The following is a 17,204-nucleotide window of genomic DNA, read 5'->3' as shown; positions in this document are numbered from 1 at the left end:
AGTGCCGGTGTGGCGCCGCGAACTGCATGCGCAGCGGATTTACAATCCGGCAGTTCGCGCCCTAGCGTCTGGCGATGACGTCACCGCCTGATGAGAATGATCCGCTGCTTTCGCGGTTCGGCATCTCCATTCCCGCCGTTATCATCATCAGCTTCTGGGTAGCGCAGTTTTCGCTGCTCACTGCCCAGCGCCTGATGATGGAAGAAGATACCGGCGAGACCGAGATTCTGGTCCCGCGACTGATCGTGACGCTCGGCGCCATCATTCTGTCGATGCTGATCCACCGCTTGATCCGCGCCCAGAGCAATATGCCCGGATCGAAGCGCATCGCCTTCGTCCTGTTGCTCGCGATCGGCGGCGCGCTGATCCACAGCCTGCTCAATTATGGCGTCTTCCATCTCTTCATGCCGGAGATGAACAGGATCAGCTTCACCTGGGTCTCCTATTCCTACGCGTTCATCCAGTGGTTCTGGGCCTATGGTGCCGTTTCCGCGCTTCTTCTCGCGGCCGTTTATAGCGAGGAATTGCGCGACCGGGAAAGGCGGCTGGCCGAAGCGCGCGCGCTTGCCCATTCTGCGCAGATGCAGGCGCTGCGATATCAGCTCAATCCGCATTTCATGTTCAACACGCTCAATTCGATCGCGTCGCTGATTGCGTCGCGCGAACCCGAGCGGGCCGAACAGATGGTGGAAAATCTCTCCGACTTCCTGCGCGCCGCGCTTTCCACCGATCCCAGCGAAGATATTGCATTGAAGCGTGAGCTGGCGCTGCAATCGCTCTATCTCGCCATCGAAGCGGTGCGGTTTTCCGACCGGCTCGTCGTCGACATTCAGATCCCGGCCGAGCTGGAGAATATCAAGGTTCCCAGCCTGATCCTGCAGCCGCTGATCGAAAATGCGATCAAGCATGCCGTCGCACGATCGGACGGCGTCACGCGCCTCGAGATCGTCGCCAGGCGCGAGGCGCGCGGCGTGCGCATCGAAGTGCGCAATACGCTGCAATCGACCGCGACCGACAATATGCGGGGAGAGCATATCGGTCTCGCCAATGTCGCGCGGCGCCTCTCGGTCCGCTATGGCAGCGATTGCGCGTTTCGCGCCGGAGAGACGCCGGACCGCCATTACTCGGTCAGCTTCGTGATCCCGGATGTGACGCAATGACGATAAAGCTGCTGATCTGCGACGACGAACCGCTTGCCACCGAGCGGCTGTCGCGATTGCTGGCGCAACGCGAAGACGTCGCGATCATCGGCACCGCGCGCAACGGCACCGAAGCGCTGGCGCGAGTCGCGGAACTGCGACCGGACGCGATACTGCTCGATATCGAAATGCCGACGCTCGACGGCTTCGACGTGGTCGAGGAACTGGCGCGCAGGGCGGGTTCCGAAGCGGACACGACGCCGCTGATCGTTTTCATCACCGCCTATCCGCAGTTCGCTCCGGAGGCTTTCGACAGCGGCGCGATCGATTTCCTGACCAAGCCCGTGCGGCAGGCACGGCTCGAACGGGCGCTGGAGCGTGTCGGGCAGGCAATCGCCGATCGCAGTGCGCGACAGCGGCTCGACGAGCTCGCGCGCGAGCTGGCGCAGCTTCGCGCGATGCGCGACCCGACGAGCGAGCCGAGCAGGCGGCTCATGGTCAGCCGCCGCGGCGAGATGGTGAGCGTGCAGCTCGACACGCTCGAGCGCATCAGCGCAGAGGGGGAATATGTCCGCCTCTATCAGGGCCAGCAGACGTTTCTTCACCGCGGGTCGCTGACCGCCTTGCTGCCCAATCTCGATCCGGCCCGGTACAAGCGGGTGCACCGCTCGCATATCATCTGCACCAGTTGCATTGCGTCGATCGTGCGGCGTCCGGCCGGCGGATTCCGCATCGTCACCGATCGCGGCGAGACGCTACCCGTGGGGCGGACCTATCATGGCGTTGTCCGGGAAATCCTGGACGAACAGAGCCTTCCAAAAAGCGAATAAGGTACGATACGTACCTAAAATCATGCGGTCCGCATCGACGGGCACGGGTCCCCATTGCGTCGCCCTCTCTGTTTTCCACTGAAAACCGGCAAAATCCTTAGCCGCAACGTATCTTCTGTTGCGGCGGCGCAACATCCTCGTCACAAAAGATAGTTCTAAACGTACCTTTTTCTTGTGCCGTCGCTCGGCTCGGGTCTAGCCCTTGGTCATGACCAGCGCGCCCGAACGCAAGGGCGCGTCGGATGCGGGTCTTCGCTGACGCAGCCCGCACCCCTCACGCAGCAGCGCGAGTGGTTTCCACGACGAACAGAGGAATGATGATGAGACGTTCTTCATTGCTTTCCGGCAGCGCGCTTCCGGCGATGCTGCTCGGGATTGCCGCTTTTGCCGCAGTGCCGGCGCAGGCCCAGACTGCCACGCAGGACGATACCAGCCAGGACGAAACCGCCGACGCGTTGCAATCGGCCAGCACCGGCGACGAAATCACCGTCACCGGATCGCGCATTCCGCGCCCCAATCTCGACTCACCGGTTCCGGTGACGTCGTTGACCGGCGATACCTTTTACGAAACCGGCAACCTGTCGGTCGGTGACGCCCTGAACGAATTGCCCGCGCTGCACACCACGTTCAGCCAGGCCAACTCGACTCGCTTCCTCGGCACGGGCGGCCTCAATCTGCTCGACTTGCGCGGACTGGGCACCCAGCGCACGCTGGTGCTTCAGAATGGCCGGCGGCATGTCGGTGGCGATATTCTGAATTACGGCACTTCGGTCGACGTCAACACGATCCCGACCGACCTGATCGAGCGCGTCGACGTCGTGACCGGGGGCAACTCGGCCATTTACGGCTCGGACGCGATCGCGGGCGTCGTCAACTTCGTCCTCAAGCAGGATTATGAAGGCATTCAGCTGCGCGGCCAGAGCGGCGTCAGCACCTATAGCGATGCCGGTTCCTATTATCTGAGCGGACTCGCCGGCACCAATTTCGCGGGCGGGCGCGGCAATGTCGCCGCCAATTTCGAATATGCGCACCAGGTGGATTTCTACGCCTCACAGCGCCCCAATCTGCGCCACACCGACGGTTTCATTCAGGTGGACAGCGACCCGTCCTCGTCCGTGAACGGCAGCGACGGGAACCCGGATCGCCTGTTCTACAAGGATATCCGCAATTCGATCTATTCGAACGGCGGCACCTTTCTCTCCTATCTGGGGGGCGATTTCCTGACGCCCTATCTGTTCCAGGCCGACGGCACGCTGACGCCGCAGACCGGAACGCGGATCGGTCTGCCGCCCTTCGGGTCGTTCGTCGGCGGCAACGGCAGCAACTTCCGCGAAGGCACGCAATATGGCCTTTCGCCGAAGCTCGATCGCTATAGCACCAACGTCATCGCACATTTCGAAGTGAGCCCGGCATTCGTGCCGTTCGTCGAAGCCAAATGGGTGCACACCGATTCGCTGAGCAACGCCAGCGGCCCCTTCTTCTTCTCCGGGGGCACCACCGGTTCGCCGCGTGAGGTCTTCTATACCGACAACCCCTATCTCAACCCCCAGGCGCGCGAAGTCATCAGCGACTATTACGGCGTTTCGACCACCGACGTCGTCCCCTTCGCGTTCATCCGGAACGTCGTCGAACTGACCAATCGCGAAGAGGCCACCAAGCGCGATACCTATCGCATCGTCGGCGGTACGCGTGGTTCGTTCGGCAGCAACTGGAACTATGAAGTCTCGCTCAACTATGGCGAGTTCCAGGAGGACACGACGATCCTGGGCAACGTCAATCTTCAGCGCTTTCTGCTGGCGATCGACGCCGTCGACGAAGGCGTGGTCACGAACGGCACCGCGAACGGCAATATCGTCTGCCGCGCGCAAGTCGATCCCAGCGCCGCCATTGCCTATGAAGGAGCCTCGAATGCGGCCTATGCGGCCGCGCAACTGGCAAATGACGTTGCCGCGTGCAAACCGATCAACCTGTTCGGCGCAGGCAACATCACCGATCCCGCGCGCAATTATCTGCTGCAGAACAGCTGGCAGCGCGCGAAGATCACGCAGTTCGTCGCCAGTGCCTATATCGCCGGCGACTCCGGGAACTGGTTCGAACTGCCGGGCGGCCCGGTCGGCTTCGCCTTCGGTGCGGAATATCGGCGCGAAACCAACTATTTCGTGCAGGACGATGCGACGGTTGCCGGGGTGACCTTCTACAATTCGATCCCGGCCTACACCTTCCCGTCGTTCGAAGTGAAGGAGGCCTATGCCGAACTGCGCATTCCGCTGCTTTCGCACATGCCGTTCTTCGAGGAACTGACGTTCACGGGTGCGGGCCGCATCGCCGATTACAAGGGCGGCACCGGCACGGTCTGGTCGTATAATGCGGGCGTCGAATGGGCGCCGGTTCGCGATCTGCGGCTGCGCGCCAATTATTCGCGCGCGGTTCGTGCACCGAACCTGGTCGAGCTTTATTCGCCGCTCGGTCAGAACTACGCGTCGATCGGTTCCAACGATCCGTGCGCGTTGCGCAACATCGGCGCGGGTTCGGCGACACGCGAAGCCAATTGTCGCGCCGACGGCGTTCCGACCAACTATGATCACGTCTATCAGCAGTCGTTGCCCTATCTTTCGGGCGGCAATCCCAATCTGCGCGCGGAAAAGTCCGACAGCTACACGATCGGCGGCGTGTTCGAACCGCGCTTCCTGCCCGGCTTCTCGCTGACGGTGGACTATTACGACATCACCGTGAACGACGTGATCAGCACGCCGACGACGCAGAACATCCTCGATGCCTGCTATGATGCGGCAGACCTCAGCAACCAGTTCTGCGCGCTGTTCAACCGCGCGGGGCCGAGCGGCGGGCCGCAGGGCGAAGTCGAGGGCCAGATCCTCAACAACAGCCTGGCGGTCGTTCCGCTCAACTATGCCAAGCTGAAGGTTCGCGGGATCGACTTCGAACTCGGCTATCGCGCCGATCTTGGCTTCGGCCAGTTCTCCGGGCGTGCCATCTACACCCATGCGATCACGAACGATCAGTTTCTCGACCCCACCCGGCCCGATTATGCCGACCGCATCCTGGGCGAACTGGGCGATCCGATGGACGCGTTCAATGTCGACATGAGCCTGCAAACCGGCGGCGTCACCTTCGGGTACAGCCTGCGCTATATCGGCAAGATGGTGATCCACAACTGGGAGGACTGGTTCAGCGTCCAGGGACGTGATCCCGAAAACGCCGACTATGCCGACCGGACCTGGTATCCGGAGGTCTTCTATCACGACGCCCGGATCGCCATCGACGCGACGGACAAGTTCAACTTCTATCTGGGCGTCGACAACCTGCTCGACACCGCCCCGCCGCTCGGTCTGACCGGCATCGGCGGCGGCAGCGGCATCTACAACAACCGCGGCCGTTTCTTCTACGCAGGGTTCGTGGCCAAGTTCTAAGAGCCCCTGTGCGGCGGGCGCTTCCCCCCGGGAGCGCCCGCCATTTTTCTGTTTCACGGAACATCGCATGACCGCCACGATGACCGCGCCCTCCTCCGATCTCGCCGCCGTGACGGCGGCCGCCCGCCAACCGGGATTCGTGCAGGCATGGCACGCGCTGGAAGCAGGCGAGCTGGGCCGCGCCGAGCGCGGTATCCGCGACCTGCTCCGGGCCGATCCGAACAATCCCGCCGCGCTGATGCTGCTCGCCGAACTCGCCGCACGGCTGGGTATCGCGCATGAGGCAGAAGCGACGCTGACGCGCGTTATCGCGCTGGTGCCCGCGCTTGCCGATGCGCGATTGCGGCTTGCCGAAATCCTGGCCGATCAGGGGCGCATTGGCGACGCGCAGACGCATCTCGACGCGGTGCTCGCCGCCGACCCCGATCATCGCGAGGCCGGTCTTGCCAAGGCCTCGCTATTGGCGCGGATCGGCGATCATGAAAGCGCCGATCGGCTGCACTGCGGTCTTGCAGCGGCCACGCCTGAGGATTCCGAACTGCACCTCGCACGCGGCAATCTTGCCAAGACCACCGGACGAACCGAGCAAGCGATTGCGCATTTCCGAGCCGTGACGCGGCAGAACCGACAGGTCGGCGAAGCCTGGTGGAGCCTTGCCAACCTCAAGACCGCGCCGTTCGATGCGCGCGATATCGCGGCAATGCGCACCTTGCTTGCCCGCCACGACCTGAGCCCCGGCGACCGGGTGCATCTCCATTTCGCGCTCGGCAAGGCGCTGGAGGACACGCGCGAACATGGCGCGGCCTTCGCCGAATATGCCGAGGCCAATCGGCTGCACCGCAGCGCATTGCCCTATGACCCCGACCGTATTTCGCGCGAAGTGGACGATCAGATCGCGCTGTTCACCCAGGCGTTTCTCGCTGCGCGCGCAGGCGCGGGAGCACCCGATCCGGCGCCGATATTCATTATCGGACTGCCGCGATCGGGCTCGACGCTGGTCGAACAGATCCTCGCCAGCCATCCGATGGTCGAAGGGACTGCCGAGCTTCCCTATATCCCCGCGCTCGCCCAATCGGTAATCGCGCAGCACTGGCAGCGCCGCGATCTGCGCTATCCGGCGCATCTGGCAGAACTTACCGAGGCGGATCGTCGCGATCTGGGCGAACGCTATCTGGCCGCCGCGCAATGGCACCGGCATCAGGACCGGCCCTTGTTCCTCGACAAGCTGCCCAATAACTGGCTCAATATCGGGCTAATTCGCCTGATCCTGCCGAATGCGCGTTTCATCGACACCCGGCGCGGCGCAATGGCCTGCGGATTTTCGAACTTCAAACAGCATTTCGCGCGGGGGCAGGCCTTTGCCTATGACCTGGTCGATATCGGCCGCTATTATCGCGACTATGTCCGGCTGACCGCGCATTTCGATGGCGTCGCGCCGGGCATGATCCATCGCGTCGATCATGAGGCATTGCTTGCCGATCCGGAAGCACAGGTCCGGGCTATGCTCGACTATCTGGGCCTGCCCTTTGATTCAGCATGTCTGCGGTTTCACGAAAATCGCCGTCCGGTTCGCACTGCCAGCGCCCAGCAGGTGCGGGCGCCGCTGACCGATGTCGGCGTGGATCACTGGCGCGCCTATGCGCCCTGGCTGAAACCGCTGCGCGAAACGCTTGGCCCGTTTGCCTAAGCGAGTGCCGGGGGCCCCGCGCTTTCGCCGATCACCAGTCGCCGCTTCTCGCCCGGATCGCGCAGCTTGAGCCCCCATCCCTTCACCGTTTCGATCGGATCGGGGGCGCCGGCTTGCGCAAATTTGCGGCGAATGCGGTGGAGGAAAACGTCGCGCGTCCGCGTCCTGGCGCCGTCTTCCGCTATCAGCGCCTCGATCTCGCTCGACGTCGCCCGCCCGCGCGCGATCAGCGCGGCAACGATGCGTGCCTCGATCGGCGACAGGGCAATTTCACAGTCGTTCCAGCGAATCTCGGTCGGATCCAGGAACAGCGTCAGGGCACCGCGACGAATCATCGCCCGGCGCCCGTTCGAAGCCGGAGGCGTCTTGGGGGATCCGCGCTCCGGCCGGGCGCAGGACGCACCCGATGGCTTGTAGAATTCGTCGATCAGCGCGCCCGGCGCATCGCCCCCGGCCGCATCGTCCGATGGCGACAAAAGCAGGGCGAGCAAGTCGCGCGCACGCCGCGCCGGATCGCCGATATTCACCAGCCCGCGAAAGACGCCGATCAACAGGAGATGCTCGATTCCGATCGCCAGTGGCCGTTCGATCGATTCGGCATAGGCGGCCGGCAACCAGGGATGACGCGCACCGTCGCGGCGGACCGAAAGCGCCAGCTCACGATGCGCCACTGCGTCGACGACCTCCCGGGCTGCGCGCAGATACTGGCTCACCATCGCGTCAAAACCGCCATTGGCGCTGGGGGTCGCCGGCAGCGCCGCGACAACTTCCTCAAGCAGTGCGAGCCGCGACGCGCGGAATACCGCTTCGCAATCTGCATAATGCGCCCGGATCGCCGCCACCGGAACGCCGGAAAGCGTGGCCACGTCGCGCAGGTCGAGATTGCCGTCATCGCGCCGCTGCAGCAATCCGCGCGCCGCGACCAGAATGCGGCTGCGCACCGCATCGCCGGGGCGGCGTGTCGCCGATGCGGCCCGAACTGCCGCAAACGAGATCGCTTCCTGCTGCACGCCACGCAGGATATCCGCGATCGGTCGGCACGTGACTCGCAAATCCGTGGATCGCTCCGGCTACGCAACGAATGCCGGCTGGCGGTCGAGAACAGGCCAACTGCGCGCGCGGCGCGATCAACTGCCGTTTTCGGCCGCCGTTTCCCGCAACAAAGTCGCGAGCATCCTGTCGAGCCAGCCGATCCGGGCCTGCACGGAACGTACCGCATTATCGTGCACGAACGCCTTGAACGGCACGTCGACACCCGCCTGATAGGCATCGAGCCGATCCAGCTGCTCGGTCAGGCTCTCCTTTGCCGACAGGATCCACTCGATCCGCTCACCGGGTTCGAGAAGGTCGAAGGACTGAACCTTGGTGCGCAGCGGGTCCTCGAGCATCACATGGCTCTCGCGCATATCGAGCACCCATTGGCGCACCGCTTCGCGACCAAGATCGGAACACCGCAGTTGCTCGGTGCCGCGCGCATCGCCCGCGACCTGTTCCTTGATCAGCATCCCGCGTTCGACGAGCCGCTTCATCAGCGGATAGATCTTGCCCTTGCTGGTGTTGAAGTTGCTGACCGGCGACCGGTCATACACTTTTGCCACCTGATAGGCCGTGATCGGCTGGGCGCGCAGCACCAGCCCCAGAAACGTGCCTTCGCTATCGCTGAGCGACAAATCCCGTTCCGCCGCCCGTGCCCCCGACTTTTCCGTCATGCCGTTCCTTATCAAGGCAAGCGGCGCCTGGGCAAGCGCAGGCGCCGGAGCAGCGCGTCATCGGGCGCCGCAGCGACGGGGCGGCGCCGCGATTCCTCGCAAACCCTTATACATTCCGGGTTTGCGGAGAAATGAAGCACAAATTTTGCTGCTGAAACCGGGTCTTACCGAACCGCTGCGCTATTTGCGGAAAAGCGGGTCTGGAACGCCGCCAACCCCTTCACCTTTCGCGCTTTTGTCGGGGGCGATACCCCCAGCGGAAAAATGGCGCGCCCGGAACGATTCGAACGTCCGACCCTCAGATTCGTAGTCTGATGCTCTATCCAGCTGAGCTACGGGCGCGCATTGGAGGGCGGGACATAGAAGCGTCTCCGCAATAGTGCAAGCCCGTTGCGCGACCTTTTCGCGCCGCATAGAGCGGAAATGTGAAACACACCCTGTTCTCTCTTTCGCTCGCCGCCTGTGCGGCGCTGACCGGCTGCACCGACAGCACGGATCGCTATCCCTCGCTCCTGCCAAGGGAGATCGAGAATCAGAGCCTGGCCGAGCCGGACGTTCCAGCGCCCATGGCCACCCCCGATCCGGCGCTCGACGCCCAGATCACGGCGGAAAAGGCCCGGATTTCCGAAACCGCGGCAGCATTCGCCACTGCTGCGGCCGACGCCGAAGCGAAGATCGCCGTCGCAGTGGGCACTGCGCCCGGCAGCGCGGCATGGCTGAGCGCGCAAGAGGCGCTGGGCAAGATCGATTCGCTGCACGGCGCGACTCTGGATATCGCGGTACGGCTCGATTCGCTTGCCATTCAGCGGGGCGTCGACGGCAAGCCGCCCTATCCGTCCCTCGACGAAGCCGTGGCGCAGGCAGGCGCCGAAAGCGATCGCCAACAGGCGCGAATCGATTCGCTGGAGCGCGGCTTTACCGGCAACTAGGTCGTGAACCCATAAACGACGCGGGCGCCGACGCCCGGCGCCTATTCGTTCGCCAGATCGGGATGAAATGCGCGCAGCAGCGGCACGATCGATGCGTGATCGTCGGTCCATGCGGCGATGCCGGGCCGTCCGGTCAACGGACGCCAGCCATTGCCCGCAACGGTAAGCACGTCGAGCACATCCTTGTCGCGCGACAATGCGATCCAGTCAGACACCGTCGCTTCGTCCCCCGCTTCCGCGTCTGTGGGGAAATAGACCATGCGCGCGGCATGCCAGCCGCTGCGTTCGGCCGCTGCCGCCACGACCGGCGACAAGGCGAGGAAACGATTGGAGATATGGACGAGCAGCAACCCCCGCCGGTCGAGCACGCGCCCATAGGTTTCGAACGCCTCCACTGTCATCAGGTGCATCGGCACGGCGTCGGAGGAAAAGGCGTCGAGCGCGAGCAGGTCGAGGCTGTCATCGGCCATTTCACCGAGCCGCACCCGCGCATCGCCGATCGCGATATCGGCATCGGGCAGACAGCGTGAGAGAAAGCTGAACCTGCCCGAATCGCGCGCCAGCGAAACCACGACGGGATCGATTTCGAAGAAGCGCCAGCGCTCGCCCTTACGCGCGTAACAGGCCAGCGTTCCGGTCCCCAGCCCCACCACGCCGATCCGCGCATGGCTGCCATAGAGGAACGGCGCGATCCGCATCGCCTGTCCCACGCCCGATCCGGGCACATAATAAGTGGTGGGGAGCGTTGCTTTCTCGCCCTTCAACTGCACGCCATGCAACGTCGTGCCATGGGCAAGGCGCCGCTCCTGCGGCAGATCGCTGACGGTATAGACTCCGAAATAGCTGCGCGTGCGATCCCCGGCGAGCGACAGCTCGATCGACCGATAGCCGCCGAACAGAAACAACGCGCCGGTCAGCGCGATGAAGAAGGGCACGCGCATCCCCACCGATGCCACACCCAGCACCGCGATCGCGATAAAGGCGATGCTTTCATGCTTTTCGCCCAATATGCCGCCGGGATCGGTGATGCCGATCCAGACCAGCACCAGCACGGCCACACCGATCCCGGTGCTCCTGATCGCGACAGAGCGGCGTGAACCCGACCAGAATCGGCGCAGAAAACCGAACAGGATCGCCTGCGGCAACAATAGTGCCGCAGCGAGGATCAGCAGCGGATATTCATAGGTCCAGTCGAACAGGACCGGCGCGACCAGCCCGGCAAATACCCCGCCCAGCATGCCGCCCAGCGCCATCGCCAGATAAAAGCCGGTCAACCGGTCGGGTTCGGGGCGCAGTTCGTACATCCGCGCATGGATCGCGACCGATACGAAGAACAGCAACGTCAGCCCGATTCCGGCATTGAGATAGGCATATTCCTCATGCCCCGAAATCAGCGTCGCACCGAACAGCAACAGCATCACCGGCGCGAAGAAAGTGGCGAGATTTGCCGCCCTGCGGCGCGTGGCGAACGCGACGACGAAACTGAGCAGATACAGGCCGAGCGGCAGCACCCAGAGCAAAGGCACCGCGACGATATCGGTGGTCAGGAACGTCGTCGTCGCGAGCATCAGCCCGGAAGGGACAAAGGCAAGCGCAATCCAGTGGAGCACGCGTCGCATGCCCGGCGCGGGACTTTCCGGCGCAACCCGCGCGGCCGGCGACGCGCCGCGGGGCAGCAGCCAGGCACAGGCCGCAACCATCAGCACGACGCACAGATAACCGATGCTCCACAACATGCTCTGGCCATGGAGCGCCAGTTCCGGCTCGACGAGCAGCGGATAGGCGACCAGCCCGCCGAAGCTGCCGATGTTCGATGCGGCATAGAGCGCATAGGGATCGCGTCCCCCGGTGGCGACGCTGAACCAGCGCTGCATCAACGGCGCCTGCGCCGAAACGGCAAAGAAGAGCGGCCCGATCGAAGCGCCGAACAGCCAGGGCACCCATAAGGCCGGTTCGGCATCGGCCGGTAGCTGAATCGCCATCAGTCCGATCGGCAGCCAGAATGCCGACAGCGTCAGCACCGCAAGATGGATGCCCGCCTGAAGCCGCGGCTGAAACCGGCCGAGCCAATGGGCATAGGCATAGCCGGCGAGCAGCAGCAGCTGATAGACCAGCATCGCGCTGTTCCACACGGCGGGTGCGCCGCCCAGACGCGGCAATGCCATCCGCGCGACCATCGGCTGAACCAGGAACAGCAGGAAGGAGCCGGTAAGGATCGCGACGACGAACAGCCAGCCGGCATGGCGCTGCTGCGGCGGCGCCGCTTCGTCGCTCAACGATGCCATATTTCCCCCTTCACAACCGTTCAGCCATAGCCGTCGATGCTTTCGCCTCGATTAACCAGCGGGCTTAGGCCGCTCGATTGCAAAGGTGACGCTGCGCGCCATAGGATCGTCCGGCTCGTATAGCGGGTGGACGAAATCGCCATCGGCAAGCCGCGACATGCCCAGCTTTTCCATCAGCTTCTGACTGGCGATATGATCGGCGCCGGTGATCGCGACCACGCGCATTGCCGGATGGTTTTCCCATGCCCAGTTGAGGCTGGCCTCGGCCGCTTCGCGCGCAACGCCCTTGCCCCATACCGGCTTGGAAAACAGCCAGCCGATTTCCAGCTCGCCCGCGATCGGAGTATTTTCCGCACCGGGCTTCAGTCCGCACAGGCCGACGACCTTGCCGTCGAATTCGACTGCCCAGAACCCCAGCCCATGTTGCTGGCGATAGCCGCGATGCCGCACGAGACTGCGCTCGGCGCTTTCCACGCTCGGGTCGCGCACCAATCGCTCCATCACTTCGGCATCGCTCAGCATCGCGACCAGCGCGGGCGCATCGGCATCGGTCGGCGGCCGCAGGATCAGCCGCTCGGTGGTGATCATGCCATCAACCGCGCTGCGTGCGCTGCGTGATAGGTCAGGACACCCGCACAACCGGCGCGTTTGAACGCCATCAGCGTTTCCATCACCAGCGCGTCGCGGTCCCCCGCACCGGCTGCGACCGCAGCCTCGATCATCGCATATTCGCCCGACACCTGATAGGCGAATACCGGCACTTCAAACGCGTCCTTCACCCGCCGGATGATGTCGAGATAGGGCAACCCCGGCTTGACCATCACGCTGTCGGCGCCTTCCTCGAGATCGAGTGCGACTTCGCGCAGCGCCTCTTCGGCATTGGCCGGGTCCATCTGATAGGTTTTCTTGTCCCCCTGCAGCAGCCCGCGGCTGCCCACCGCATCGCGGAAGGGGCCGTAAAAGGCGCTCGCATATTTGGCCGAATAGGCCATGATCTGGACGTTGCAATGGCCCTCGGCCTCCAGCGCTTCGCGAATGCGGCCGACGCGGCCGTCCATCATGTCGCTGGGCGCGACGATATCGGCCCCTGCCCCTGCCTGAACCAGCGCCTGCGCGACCAGCAGCTCGGCAGTCTCGTCATTGAGCACATAGCCGCAATCGTCGATCAGCCCGTCATGCCCATGGCTGGTATAGGGATCGAGCGCGACATCGGTCAGCACGCCGATGTCGGGGGCGGCATCCTTGATCGCCTTGATCGCGCGGCACATCAGATTGTCGGGGTTGAGCGCTTCCTCGCCCCGGTCGCTGCGCAACTCGCGCGGAGTATTGGGGAAGAGCGCGATGCAGGGAATGCCCAGGTCCTGCGCTTCGCGGGCGCGATCGGCGATGCCGTTCAGCCCCCAGCGCGAAACGCCCGGCAACGTGGCGATCGGCTCCTCGCCATCGCCTTCGGTCACGAACAGCGGCCAGATCAGATCGGCGGGAGTCAGGACCGTTTCGGCATGGAGCCGGCGGCTCCAGCCGGCGGCACGGGGACGGCGCATGCGAAGCGCGGGATAGTGGCTCATGGCCCGGCTTTTGCGCCAGCGCGAAGCGGCATGCAAGGCATCAACCGATGACGTCGACGCCCGTCACGATGTCGCGCGACAGATCGATCTCCGCGATCAGATTGCGCCCGCCCAGCGCATCGCCGTCATCGTACAACAACTCGACACTGTCGCGCGAGATCAGCGTCACACGCTTGAGCCGCATGCGATCGGCGGCCCGGCTGTCGGGCATGTCGCGCTGGACTTTCGTCGCGATCCGCATGTCCCAGACTTCGCTATCGTCGAACAAGCGCGCGGCAAGATCGGCCATTGCCTTGGGCGTTTCGCGCTCGGGCCGCTCGATCACCAGCCGAACGCGCTTTCCCGACCATCGCGCCTCGACGCTGAAACGGTCATGCTCGATATCATATGCAAAACTCTTGAACGCCGGATGCTTCAGCGTCTGATCGCGGTTCCAGCGCTGCACCGCTGCATTGAGCGCCGGATCGCGTGCCGGGCCGAGCCACGCCGTCATCACCAGCCCATGGGCGGAATCCCAATCGGTCAGGAACCCGCGGATCGAAACCGGCGCGCCGGGGGGCAGCCGGTCGAACCAGCTGTCCATATTCTCCTGCCCCGGCGCCACCACGCTCAGCCGCGACAGCGCCACCTTGCCGCGATCGGCGCGCCAGGGGAAAAGCTGAAAGACGAGTTCGGAGCCACGCTCTCCTTCGACGATCGCGACGCCCTCGCGCCCGACGATGCCGGTGACTTCGCGCGTTTCCCTGACGGTCTTTTCCTGTGCCATGGCGAGCGCTTCTGCGCGGCGCGGGCGCGGTGCGCAAGCCTCAGCCGGTCGGAGTCATCTTGCCGTCGGGATCGAGCGCGGCATTGGCTTCCTCGATCGCGCGATCCGGCGTCGGACGCGCCAATCCGGGCCTGGGCTTGCGCCACTTGCCCCAGCGATAATATGCAAGCGCGAGCATCATGCTGACTGCCGAGCTGGCCGGGAATGCCGCCCAGATCGCATCGGCGCCGAGCCACCCCTGCCCCGCCACGGCAAAGCCGATCCGGATCGGGATCATCGTCGTCGTCAGGATGATCAGCGGCACCCACACCGCGCCATTGGCGCGCACCGTGCCGAACAACACCATGGTGACGCCCGCGATGATATAGCTCCAGGTCGCGATCAGCTGAATATGCTGCGCGATCGGCAGCGCCGGGCTGTCGCCGCCGAGGAACAGCGCCAGCGCGGGCCGGTCGGCGATGGCGAGCAGCGCGACCAGCGTTCCGGTGCCGACCAGATTGAACAGCACGCCATGGCGCGTGATCGCCGAAATCCGGTCCCATTTGCCCGCGCCGATATTCTGCGCCGCCATGGCGCTCACTGCGCCGCTCAGCGCCATCGCCGGCATCGCGACATAGGTCCATAGCTGGAGCGCGACGCCATAGGCGGCGGTCGTTTCGACACCCTGCCGGTTGACCAGCCCGAGCATCGTCACCGACGACAGCGACATCACGATCATCTGCATGCCCATCGGCAGGCCCATGCCCATGATCCGCTTCACCAAAGCGGGGTCGGGCTTCAGATAGGCAAGCTCCGCCCCGCGCAGCCGCACCGGCAAATCGCGCGCATAGACATAGATCAGCGTGCCGATCAGCCCGGCAATGTTGGTGACCAGCGTCGCGGTGGCCGCCCCGGCAATCCCCATTTCGGGGAACGGCCCCACGCCCAGAATAAGCAGCGGATTGAGCGTGCAGTCGACCGCAGCCGAAATGCCCATCACCCACATCGGCGTCATCGCATCGCCGGTGCCGCGCAGCGCCATCATGAACACCATCAGCACCATGCCCGAGGGAATGGCGAGGAAGATGATCCGCAGATAGGTGAGCGCGAATTCACGCGCGCCGGCGGCGACTCCCATCAGGTCGAGGATCTGCGGCGCGAAAAGCCATCCCAGCGCCGCCATCAATATCGCAACCGCCAGAAACCCGCCGATCACCGAACCGATCACGCGGCGAACGCCGTCGACATCCTTTCGCCCCCATGCCTGACCGACCAGGATCGTGCCCGCCATGCCAAAGCCGAAGACGAACGACATGGTGAGGAACAGGATCAGATTGGCGTTGGACGCCGCGGCAAGCGCTTCTTCGCCCAGAAACCGCCCGACCCAGACCGCGTTGATCGATCCGTTGAGCGATTGCAGCACCGACGTTGCAAGCGTCGGGATTGCGAATTTCAACAGTGTCGGCCCGATCGGGCCGGTCGTCAGATCCTGTTTCGCCCGCGATGCCATGCCGCCCCCTGCGCAGGAAGGCTGGCGACGGACCAATGGCGTCCGTCGTCCTCCCCCATTCCGCTATTGGCGGCGCGGTGCGCCGCATGCAAGCGGGGAAGCGTCAGGCCGTGGCGGCCTGCCTGCGTCGGCGGGCGACATAGAAAATTCCGCCCGCACCGATCAGGAACAACAACATCGTCCCCGGTTCGGGCACCGGCGTCGGATCGCCGCCATCGCCGCCGCCCGGATTGCTGGGCGGGTTATAGCTGCCGCCATAGGTGCCGAGATGGAATTCCCCATCCTGTACCAGATTGCCGAACACCGCCGAGCCCTGAACATAGTTGCGGGTATGCGCATCGGCATCGGGCGCAAGGATCGATCCGCCCCATGCAGTCGACAGGTCGAGCGTTTCGGCTTCGCTGAAATTCCAGATGACCTTTTCGCCAAGGCCGTTGGTGCCGCCCAGGAAATTGTCGTTCAGCTTGATGTCGGTGCCGCTGACATTGACGACCACCGTGTCGGCGCCATTGGGGTTGAACTGAATCTCGCCGATCTTGTCGAGATCCGCCGCGCTGATCTGAAACACCGCGACGCCGTCGGCGCCGGGCTTTGCGTCGAACGTCCCGCGATTGCCGCTGAAGGTCGCGGTGCTGTTGGCGTCGAGTTTCGCCAGATCCTGCGACAGCCCGTGCATGCTGGTATCGAGCACGCTCGCCTGTAGCTTCAGATCGGCGGCAAAGCTGGGGTCGCTGGTCGCCAGCCCCGAATTGACGGTGTTCGAATTGATATTGGTGTTGGCGATCGTACCGCCGACCTTCACCGTTTGCGGCGCGCCGTTCAGATTGAAGCCGCTATCGACATTGCCGCCGATCACCGCGCCCGAACCATTGTTGAGGTTCTTTACGCCGCCGGTGACATTGCCGACCACGGTCAGGCCCGGCAGGCCGGTCACCGTCGCATCCGACGGCGTCTTGATCTGATAATTGGAACTGTTACCGGTCAGATTGCCGGTGACATAGGTGCGCCCTTCGACTTCGGACGACGACGTCAGATCGCCGAGCACGACCAGGTTCCAGTTGCGCAGGGCGTCGAGCCCGGTGACGACCTGTGCCTGTGCCTGATGCGGTATGGCGATTGCCGCGGCGCCCAGCGCTGCGGCGAACAGAATTTTCGAGCGACCCATTATTCTTTCCCTGTCCGAAACGGCTGAAACCGCCCCTTGGTGACACAGCGGAAGATAGGCGCTGTGGCGACAGTTAGTAACAAGAATGATGGTTAAGATATTGGGTTAATTAATTTTCCTTGTTGGTAAACCGCGGTGAGGCTGCCGATGCCACGCGAAACCGGCGCCCCTGCCACCACAGGAACGCCGGTTTCGGTCATGCGATATTC

At 64.0% G+C, this 17,204-nt stretch carries 13 protein-coding genes and 1 tRNA gene; 5 read left to right on the top strand and 9 right to left on the bottom strand.

Translation table 11 applies throughout. The features are described from left to right. The first annotated feature begins 74 nt into the window (after nt 1-74). The 4 genes from DKB74_RS02780 (at nt 75) to DKB74_RS02765 (ending at nt 7,084) form a co-directional block, all read left to right on the top strand. Complete coding sequence (locus DKB74_RS02780; protein ID WP_109806555.1) at nt 75-1,160, top strand: sensor histidine kinase; 1,086 nt, start codon at nt 75-77, stop codon at nt 1,158-1,160. Then, the gene (locus DKB74_RS02775) at nt 1,157-1,969 is read left to right on the top strand and encodes a LytR/AlgR family response regulator transcription factor (RefSeq protein WP_109806554.1); all 813 of its coding nucleotides are present in this window, start codon (nt 1,157-1,159) and stop codon (nt 1,967-1,969) included. The genes DKB74_RS02780 and DKB74_RS02775 overlap by 4 nt, the downstream gene beginning before the upstream one ends. Before the next feature lie 320 nt (nt 1,970-2,289). After that, complete coding sequence (locus tag DKB74_RS02770) at nt 2,290-5,397, top strand: TonB-dependent receptor domain-containing protein (RefSeq protein WP_109807083.1); 3,108 nt, start codon at nt 2,290-2,292, stop codon at nt 5,395-5,397. Nucleotides 5,398-5,464: 67 nt separating this feature from the next. Beyond that, nucleotides 5,465-7,084, top strand: a complete 1,620-nt coding sequence (locus DKB74_RS02765) for a tetratricopeptide repeat-containing sulfotransferase family protein (RefSeq protein WP_109806553.1) — start codon at nt 5,465-5,467, stop codon at nt 7,082-7,084. Here the strand turns inward: DKB74_RS02765 and DKB74_RS02760 are convergent. The 3 genes from DKB74_RS02760 to DKB74_RS02750 all read right to left on the bottom strand — a co-directional run bounded on the left by DKB74_RS02760 (nt 7,081) and on the right by DKB74_RS02750 (nt 9,135). After that, a complete protein-coding gene (locus DKB74_RS02760; RefSeq protein ID WP_109806552.1) occupies nt 7,081-8,094 on the bottom strand; it encodes a winged helix-turn-helix domain-containing protein in 1,014 nt (337 codons plus the stop codon). The two genes, DKB74_RS02765 and DKB74_RS02760, sit on opposite strands and share 4 nt — an antisense overlap. A 117-nt stretch (nt 8,095-8,211) precedes the next feature. Beyond that, entirely contained in the window at nt 8,212-8,793 is a 582-nt protein-coding gene (locus DKB74_RS02755) for a helix-turn-helix domain-containing protein (RefSeq protein WP_109806551.1), read from the bottom strand. A 265-nt stretch (nt 8,794-9,058) separates the two neighbouring features. Further along, nucleotides 9,059-9,135, bottom strand: a tRNA-Arg gene (locus tag DKB74_RS02750). Between the two features lie 83 nt (nt 9,136-9,218). On the opposite strand from DKB74_RS02750, the gene DKB74_RS02745 reads away from it, so the two are divergent. Further along, nucleotides 9,219-9,722, top strand: a complete 504-nt coding sequence (locus tag DKB74_RS02745) for a hypothetical protein (protein ID WP_109806550.1) — start codon at nt 9,219-9,221, stop codon at nt 9,720-9,722. A 41-nt stretch (nt 9,723-9,763) separates the two neighbouring features. Here the strand turns inward: DKB74_RS02745 and DKB74_RS02740 are convergent, their stop codons facing one another. The 6 genes from DKB74_RS02740 to DKB74_RS02715 form a co-directional block, all read right to left on the bottom strand. Further along, complete coding sequence (locus tag DKB74_RS02740; protein WP_109806549.1) at nt 9,764-12,007, bottom strand: polyamine aminopropyltransferase; 2,244 nt, start codon at nt 12,005-12,007, stop codon at nt 9,764-9,766. A 51-nt stretch (nt 12,008-12,058) separates the two neighbouring features. Further along, nucleotides 12,059-12,595: a GNAT family N-acetyltransferase gene (locus tag DKB74_RS02735; RefSeq protein ID WP_109806548.1), complete on the bottom strand. Its 537-nt coding sequence runs from the start codon at nt 12,593-12,595 to the stop codon at nt 12,059-12,061. After that, on the bottom strand, nt 12,592-13,575 hold the full coding sequence (gene hemB / locus DKB74_RS02730; protein ID WP_109807082.1) for a porphobilinogen synthase: 984 nt from the start codon (nt 13,573-13,575) through the stop codon (nt 12,592-12,594). The genes DKB74_RS02735 and hemB overlap by 4 nt, the downstream gene beginning before the upstream one ends. Nucleotides 13,576-13,615: 40 nt before the next feature. After that, nucleotides 13,616-14,341, bottom strand: a complete 726-nt coding sequence (locus tag DKB74_RS02725; RefSeq protein ID WP_109806547.1) for a hypothetical protein — start codon at nt 14,339-14,341, stop codon at nt 13,616-13,618. Nucleotides 14,342-14,381: 40 nt separating this feature from the next. Then, complete coding sequence (locus tag DKB74_RS02720) at nt 14,382-15,830, bottom strand: MATE family efflux transporter (protein WP_109806546.1); 1,449 nt, start codon at nt 15,828-15,830, stop codon at nt 14,382-14,384. A gap of 103 nt (nt 15,831-15,933) precedes the next feature. Continuing rightward, entirely contained in the window at nt 15,934-16,995 is a 1,062-nt protein-coding gene (locus tag DKB74_RS02715) for a choice-of-anchor A family protein (RefSeq protein ID WP_109806545.1), read from the bottom strand. Nucleotides 16,996-17,204 lie beyond the last annotated feature (209 nt).

Source organism: Stakelama portus (assembly GCF_003171655.1).
In the GTDB taxonomy this organism is placed as follows: domain Bacteria; phylum Pseudomonadota; class Alphaproteobacteria; order Sphingomonadales; family Sphingomonadaceae; genus Sphingomonas; species Sphingomonas portus.
This window is presented reverse-complemented; position numbering and strand designations above follow the sequence as displayed.

Coding starts and splice junctions, on each gene's coding strand:
- DKB74_RS02780 (WP_109806555.1), top strand. CDS start 75: ATGACGTCACCGCCTGATGAGAATGATCCGCTGCTTTCGCGGTTCGGC.
- DKB74_RS02775 (WP_109806554.1), top strand. CDS start 1,157: ATGACGATAAAGCTGCTGATCTGCGACGACGAACCGCTTGCCACCGAG.
- DKB74_RS02770 (WP_109807083.1), top strand. CDS start 2,290: ATGAGACGTTCTTCATTGCTTTCCGGCAGCGCGCTTCCGGCGATGCTG.
- DKB74_RS02765 (WP_109806553.1), top strand. CDS start 5,465: ATGACCGCCACGATGACCGCGCCCTCCTCCGATCTCGCCGCCGTGACG.
- DKB74_RS02755 (WP_109806551.1), bottom strand. CDS start 8,793: ATGACGGAAAAGTCGGGGGCACGGGCGGCGGAACGGGATTTGTCGCTC.
- DKB74_RS02740 (WP_109806549.1), bottom strand. CDS start 12,007: ATGGCATCGTTGAGCGACGAAGCGGCGCCGCCGCAGCAGCGCCATGCC.
- DKB74_RS02735 (WP_109806548.1), bottom strand. CDS start 12,595: ATGATCACCACCGAGCGGCTGATCCTGCGGCCGCCGACCGATGCCGAT.
- hemB (WP_109807082.1), bottom strand. CDS start 13,575: ATGAGCCACTATCCCGCGCTTCGCATGCGCCGTCCCCGTGCCGCCGGC.
- DKB74_RS02725 (WP_109806547.1), bottom strand. CDS start 14,341: ATGGCACAGGAAAAGACCGTCAGGGAAACGCGCGAAGTCACCGGCATC.
- DKB74_RS02720 (WP_109806546.1), bottom strand. CDS start 15,830: ATGGCATCGCGGGCGAAACAGGATCTGACGACCGGCCCGATCGGGCCG.
- DKB74_RS02715 (WP_109806545.1), bottom strand. CDS start 16,995: ATGGGTCGCTCGAAAATTCTGTTCGCCGCAGCGCTGGGCGCCGCGGCA.